This is a genomic window from Streptomyces nanshensis (assembly GCF_001751255.1).
In the GTDB taxonomy this organism is placed as follows: domain Bacteria; phylum Actinomycetota; class Actinomycetes; order Streptomycetales; family Streptomycetaceae; genus Streptomyces; species Streptomyces nanshensis_A.
Window position 1 is genome coordinate 1 of sequence record NZ_LJGW01000684.1, and the last position, 6,611, is coordinate 6,611.

Below are 6,611 nucleotides of genomic sequence, written 5' to 3' on the forward strand. Positions count from 1 at the left end.
CCTCCTCCAGCAGCAGCGCGGCCGCCTGCGCGGCGGCTCCGAGCGCCACCAACTCCTCGGCGCGCGGCACCTGTACGGGCCGGCCCGACAGGCGCCGTACGGTCTCGCGCCACGCCGTGCCCTTCGCGCCGCCGCCGATCAGCAGCAGCGGGGCGTCGTCGTCCACCTCCTCGGGGCGGCCCTCCGGGCCCTGCCCGTCGAGCACCTGGCCCAGGGCCCGCAGCAGCGCGAAGACCGCGCCGTCGTACGCGGCCTGAAGCACCTGCCCCGCGGTCGTCTCGTGCCGCAGACCGCTCAACAGGCCCGAGGCGTAGGGGAGGTTGGGCGTGCGCTCGCCGTCGAGGAAGGGCAGCAGCACCGCCTCGCCGCCGCCCTCGACCGCCTCCCGGTCCAGCGAGAGCAGCGCGGCCACGCGGTCCACGGCGAGCGTGCAGTTGAGGGTGCAGGCCAGCGGCAGCCAGTCGCCGCGGGCGTCGGCGAAGCCCGCGACGGTGCCGGTCGCATCGGCGGGACGTCCGGCGGAGACCGCGTACACCGTGCCCGAGGTGCCCAGGCTGAGCACGGGCTGCCCGGGACGCAGACCCAGCCCGAGGGCCGCCGCCATGTTGTCACCCGTTCCGGCGGCGACCAGCGCAGCCGCGGGCAGCGGCAGCCCCGCCCGTACGGTGCCCGCCGCCTCGCCCGGTGCGAGCACACGGGGCAGCAAGTGCGGCTCCAGACCGATGAGTTCGAGAACCTCCTCGTCGTACGCGCCGCTCGCGCCCGCCCACCACCCGGTGCCGGAGGCGTCGCCCCGGTCGGTGGTGCCCTGCCCCGTCAGACGCTCCGTCAGATAGTCGTGCGGCAGCCGTACGGACGCCGTGGCGGCGGCGGACTGCGGCTCGTTCTCGCACAGCCAGGCCCACTTGGTGACGGTGAAGGCGGGAGCGGGCACGCTGCCGAACCGCTCCGCCCACACGCCGGGACCGCCCAACTGCCCGATGAGACGCTCGCTTTGGGCCGCGGACCGCACGTCGTTCCACAGCAGCGCGGGGCGTACGGGGCGGCCGTCCGCGCCGAGCGTGACCAGCCCGTGCTGCTGACCGCCGACGGAGACGGCCGCGGCCTCCTGCGCCGGGCGGCCGCACTGCTCCAGCGCCTTCCCGAGGGCCCGCCACCACTCCTCGGGGTCGCTCTCGTGCCCCGGACCGGCGGTGACGGTGTGCGGCGCCTGGCCGCGGGCGACGACCTCTCCGGTGGCGGCGTCCACGACGAGCGCCTTGGTGGACTGCGTGGAGCTGTCCACGCCGATGACGAACGGTCCTTCAGGTGCGGACATGAACCCCTCAGCCTCCCTCGTCCCGCGGTCTCTTCCCACGACGCGGCTCTGGGCGCATACTAATTTGTCAACGGTCATTACTAATAGCGGTGTGCGCAAGGAAGCGCCATACCGGAGAGGGGGCGGCGTGACGAGCTACGAGCCGACGCCGGAGGACAGGTTCAGCTTCGGGCTGTGGACGGTGGGCTGGCAGGGCCGCGACCCCTTCGGGGAGGCGACCCGTGCACCCCTCGATCCGGTCGAGGCCGTCCACCGGCTCGCCGGACTCGGCGCCTGGGGCATCACCTTCCACGACGACGACCTCATCCCGCACGGCACCGCACAGGCCGAACGCGAGGCCCACATCAAGCGGTTCCGGCAGGCACTGGAGACCACCGGCCTCGTCGTCCCCATGGCGACCACCAACCTCTTCGCCCATCCCGTCTTCAAGGACGGCGCGTTCACCGCCAACGACCGCGACGTACGCCGCTACGCGCTGCGCAAGACGATGCGCAACATCGACCTCGCCGCGGAGCTGGGCGCCCGTACGTACGTCGCCTGGGGCGGCCGTGAGGGTGCCGAGTCCGGTGCGGCCAAGGACGTACGGGCCGCACTGGACCGCATGAAGGAGGCCTTCGACCTCCTCGCCGAGTACGTCACCGGGCAGGGCTACGATCTGCGCTTCGCCATCGAGCCCAAGCCCAACGAGCCCCGCGGCGACATCCTCCTGCCCACCGTCGGCCACGCCCTGGCCTTCATCGACCGGCTGGAGCGGCCCGAACTCTTCGGCGTCAACCCGGAGGTGGGCCACGAGCAGATGGCGGGGCTGAACTATCCGCACGGCATCGCCCAGGCCATGTGGGCCGGCAAACTCATCCACCTCGACCTCAACGGCCAGTCCGGCATCAAGTACGACCAGGACCTGCGCTTCGGCGCGGGCGATCTGCGGGCGGCCTTCTGGACGGTGGACCTGCTGGAGAGCGGCGGCTACGAGGGGCCCCGGCACTTCGACTTCAAGCCGCCCCGCACCGAGGATTACGACGGGGTGTGGGCCTCCGCGGCCGGCTGCATGCGCAACTATCTGATCCTGCGCGAACGTGCCGCAGCCTTCCGCGCGGACCCGGCCGTACGGCAGGCGCTGCGCGACGCACGGCTCGACCAGCTCGTACAGCCCACGCTCGCACCGGGGGAGACGCCGCAGCGGCTGCTGGAGGACCGGTCGGCGTTCGAGGAGTTCGACGTGGACGCGGCGGCCGCACGCGGCATGGCCTTCGAACGGCTCGACCAGCTCGCGATGGACCACCTGCTGGGCGCCTGACCCCGCCCCATCTGCCGGGGCTTCCCGTGGCTCCTCTCTATTCTCTATCGGCTGCTCAACTGCCGCGGCGCGGCCGGGCGTTGGTCTCAGCGCCGGGCCGTGTCCGCGGGCACGGACTCCGGCAGCCCGAACGTACGGAACAGCTCCTCGCCGAAGAAGGCGGCCACGTGCGCCACGGCGCCGTCCTCGACCGTGAGCACATGGATCTGGAACGGCTTGTAGTCGCCGCCCTCGTGGCGGCTGTAGAGCGCGAACGCGGGCTGTCCGTTGGCGGCGGTGGGCATCATCAGACCCTCGCCGGGACCTATAGGGCACTGGGCGCCGATCAGCCGCGCTATGGTCTCGCGACCGCGGAACCACTCGGGGAACGGAGGCATCTCCCAGACCGCGTCCTCCTTGAAGAGCTGCACGATCGCCGAGACATCGGAGTTCTCGAACGCCTTCGCATAGCGGTCGAGCAGTTCACGCTGCGCCGGGTCGGTCGGCTCGGACAGCTCCTCCTCGGTGAGTTCGGCCTGCTGAAGCTGCGCCCGTGCGCGCTGCAAGGCGCTGTTGACGCTCGCCGTCGTGGTGTCCAGCAGCTCCGCGACCTCCGCGGCCCGCCACTTGAGGACCTCCCGCAGCAGCAGGACGGCACGCTGCCGGGGCGGCAGATGCTGGAGCGCGGCGACGAGCGCGAGCCGCATGCTCGAACGCGAGACGACGACCGCGGCCGGGTCGGTCGGCTGCTCGCCCCGGAACATCGCGTCGGGTACGGGCTCCAGCCACGGCACCTCCGGCGCTTCGACCACGGGGCGTTCCGGATCGTCGCCGGGCGCTCCGATCCCGGAGGGCATCGGCCGGCGGCCACGGCTCTCGATGGCGGTGAGGCAGGCGTTCGTCGCGATCCGGTAGAGCCAGGTACGCAGCGAGGACCGCCCCTCGAAGCGGTCAGCGGCACGCCATGCGCGCAGATAGGTGTCCTGCACGAGATCCTCGGCGTCGTGCACCGAGCCCATCATGCGGTAGCAGTGGGCGAGCAGTTCGCGGCGGTAGGGCTGGGCCCGGTCGAGCAGGTCGTCCCGGCTGAGCCGGGAGCCGGCGGCGGGCACACCGCGGGAGTCGCCGAGGGTGCTGTCGGTCATGATCCAGCCTTTCGCCTTTCGGCACCGCAGCGCGTGCCGAAGTCCGGGCCCGCCAGTATCGCAACGTTGTGCGAATTCCGGGAGCCGGACGGGGAGATGTCTCGGTTCATACTGCTATTGATACGGACATTCTCGGCTCACAAGGCGCCGGACCGGAATGGTCCGGGTGGTAAAGAAGCGGCGCGTGTGGCCCCGTTGTGGGGGAGGGGGCTGCGCGAGGGGCGGCGTGGGGGTGGGGCGACCCTCGGCTGTCGGCTGTCGGCTGTCGGCTGTCAGTGGGGCGGTGGGGGATGACGTGTCGCGGATGACAACTGACGGATCGTGGCTGACAGATGACAGATATACGTATCTGTCATCTGCATACCCGTCACCGCCTGTCCGTCATCGCTCACCCCTCGCCCCACGTCTGTCACCGCCGCGCATCTATCACCACACACGTGCCCCGCCCGCGCGGACTTGTCGCCCCACGCACCCCTGCCGATGCGCCCTCCGCCAGACCAGAACAGCACGCCATCAACCCCGCGCACCCGCCCGTGCGTACGGGGTCATCGGGGTCACCGGCGACATCGCCGCCCCTGCCCGGATCGACCCGGCTGAGCAGACCCCCGGGCTCCGGTCAGCCGTCGCCGCCGCGGCGCCGCTTGCGTGCCCGGCGCCGGCTCTTGCTGAAGAACCAGCCCGCGGGCGGGCCGTCCGCCCGCCACGGCTGCGGCTCGGGCGGGCTGTCGCGCCAGCGTTCCCGGAGCATCCGCGTGCGTGCCGCGGGCTCCCGTACCTCGGCGCTCCGGATGAAGTCCTCGTCGAGCGTCAACTCGTCGTCCGAGGTCTCGTTCTGCTCCCCGTTCTGCCGCTTGCTGTCGCTTTCCCGGTTCCTTCCGTCGTCCCCGTCTGCGCTCCGGGCCCCCGGCTGGATGCCCATGGGCCATGCCTCCGTCCGCTTTGTCCATCTCGTCGGGATCTGATAATGAAACGCCTCGACGCATGCCTGTGTTCCAGTGTCCGACTCCCGGCAAGCCCCCTGCGGAATGCGGACCTGAGAAAGCGGCGAAGTGGGCCTGAAATATGCGGGCTTGTGCTGTGATCGCCCGTACTCGCAGCGTCGCTGAGCAGACGCGTATTCACACTCCGTAGAAGTGGCACAGATCACATTGACCGTGGGGCCGTCCTGGCGGTTCAGTGTCCCACTGACTCAGTCCGCAGAGAATTCCTTGGCAGCGCCTTTGAATGGAGTTCGTTTCGAGGAATTGCCCAGGGAAACAAAGGAACTAGCAATGGGCATGCGACCGCCGAATGTAACTGAGAGTGCGGATGACGAGCGCTCCGGGCATGCGCCTGATAAAGGCCCCGCGGAACAGGACTCCCTGAGAGCCGGTCTCAAGAACCGCCATCTGTCGATGATCGCGATCGGCGGAATCATCGGAGCCGGTCTTTTCGTCGGTTCCGGCGCCGGCATCGCGAAGGCCGGTCCGGGCATCATCGTCTCCTACGTCATCGCCGGACTCCTCGTCGTCCTGGTGATGCGGATGCTCGGCGAGATGGCCGCGGCGGACCCCTCCTCGGGCTCCTTCTCCACCTACGCCGACCGTGCCCTCGGGCGCTGGGCGGGCTTCACCATCGGCTGGCTCTACTGGTGGTTCTGGGTGGTCGTGCTCGCCGTGGAGGCCACGGCCGCCGCGACGATCCTCACCAGTTGGGTCCCCGCCGTTCCGCAGTGGACGTGGGCGCTGATCGTGATGGTGCTGCTGACCGCGACCAACCTCGCGTCGGTGGGCTCCTACGGGGAGTTCGAGTTCTGGTTCGCGGGGATCAAGGTCGTGGCCATCACGATCTTCATCGTCGTCGCCGGTCTCGCCGTCTTCGGCGTGCTGCCGGGCTCCGACGCCCCGGGAGGCGTGTCCAACCTGACGGCGCACGGCGGATTCCTGCCCCACGGGCCGGGAGCGATCCTCTCCGGCATGCTGCTGGTCGTCTTCTCCTTCATGGGCAGCGAGATCGTCACGCTCGCCGCGGGGGAGTCGGCCCACCCGGAGAAGATGGTGCGCCGCGCGACGAACAGCGTGATCTGGCGCATCGGCACCTTCTATCTGGGGTCGATCGCCCTCGTAGTGATGCTGGTGCCGTGGAACTCCGAGGCGGTCGTGGAGAAGGGCCCGTACGTCGCGACCCTCGACCAGCTCGGCATACCGCACGCGGGCGCGATCATGGACGTGATCGTGGTGACGGCCGTGCTGTCCTGTCTCAACTCCGGCCTCTACACCGCCTCCCGCATGGCCTTCTCCCTCGGCCGCCGCGGCGACGCCCCCGCGTCCTTCTCCTCGGTGAACAAGCGCGGCGTGCCCGCGGTGGCGATCTGGTGCTCGGTGGCCTTCGGGTTCGTCGCGGTCGTCTTCAACTACACCTCGCCGGACACCGTCTTCCAGTTCCTGCTCAACTCCTCGGGCGCGGTCGCGCTGTTCGTCTGGATCGTCATCTGCTTCTCGCAACTGCGGCTGCGGCGGGTGATCGAGCGGGACATGCCGGAGCGGCACACGGTGCGGATGTGGCTCTTCCCGTATCTGACGTACGCGACGATCGCGCTGATGCTCTTCGTCATCGGCTACATGTTCTACGACGACGAGGGCCGCGAGCAGATGGTGATGTCCGTCGCGGTGGCGGCCGTCGTGCTCGTGGTCGGCATCACGCTCCAGCGCAGGCGCGCGGGACGTCCCGTCGCGCAGGAGCAGGCGGACGCGGCCGACGGGACGGCCGAGGTGCCCGCGACGGCACAGGCGACCTCGCCGTCCGAGCCGTCCGCGGAGGGCTGACCGTGAACTGACGCGCACAGCGCGGGAGTACACCGGCCGGGCGGCGGCGCACCGTATCGACGGGAGCG

The 6,611-nt window shown here is 70.4% G+C and carries 5 protein-coding genes; 2 read left to right on the forward strand and 3 right to left on the reverse strand.

Annotation, left to right across the window (positions count from 1 at the left end):
• Nucleotides 1–1,318: xylulokinase (gene xylB / locus AN218_RS31690; RefSeq protein WP_070020471.1), on the reverse strand; the 1,318-nt coding region annotated here is incomplete at its 3' end.
• 127 nt (nucleotides 1,319–1,445) lie between these two features.
• On the opposite strand from xylB, the gene xylA reads away from it, so the two are divergent.
• On the forward strand, nucleotides 1,446–2,615 hold the full coding sequence (xylA, locus tag AN218_RS31695; protein WP_070020472.1) for a xylose isomerase: 1,170 nt from the start codon (nucleotides 1,446–1,448) through the stop codon (nucleotides 2,613–2,615).
• A gap of 86 nt (nucleotides 2,616–2,701) precedes the next feature.
• Here xylA and AN218_RS31700 read toward each other — a convergent pair whose 3' ends face one another.
• Entirely contained in the window at nucleotides 2,702–3,739 is a 1,038-nt protein-coding gene (locus AN218_RS31700; protein WP_070020473.1) for a sigma-70 family RNA polymerase sigma factor, read from the reverse strand.
• A 616-nt stretch (nucleotides 3,740–4,355) separates the two neighbouring features.
• The gene (locus AN218_RS38635; protein ID WP_244900883.1) at nucleotides 4,356–4,658 is read right to left on the reverse strand and encodes an SGM_3592 family protein; all 303 of its coding nucleotides are present in this window, start codon (nucleotides 4,656–4,658) and stop codon (nucleotides 4,356–4,358) included.
• A 352-nt stretch (nucleotides 4,659–5,010) separates the two neighbouring features.
• Between AN218_RS38635 and AN218_RS31710 the strand changes: the two genes are divergently transcribed.
• Entirely contained in the window at nucleotides 5,011–6,543 is a 1,533-nt protein-coding gene (locus AN218_RS31710; RefSeq protein WP_070020474.1) for an amino acid permease, read from the forward strand.
• Nucleotides 6,544–6,611 lie beyond the last annotated feature (68 nt).

What these genes read in the sequence shown, in the direction of transcription:
- AN218_RS31700 (WP_070020473.1), bottom strand. Translation starts at nt 3,739, where the DNA reads ATGACCGACAGCACCCTCGGCGACTCCCGCGGTGTGCCCGCCGCCGGC.
- AN218_RS38635 (WP_244900883.1), bottom strand. Translation starts at nt 4,658, where the DNA reads ATGGGCATCCAGCCGGGGGCCCGGAGCGCAGACGGGGACGACGGAAGG.
- AN218_RS31710 (WP_070020474.1), top strand. Translation starts at nt 5,011, where the DNA reads ATGGGCATGCGACCGCCGAATGTAACTGAGAGTGCGGATGACGAGCGC.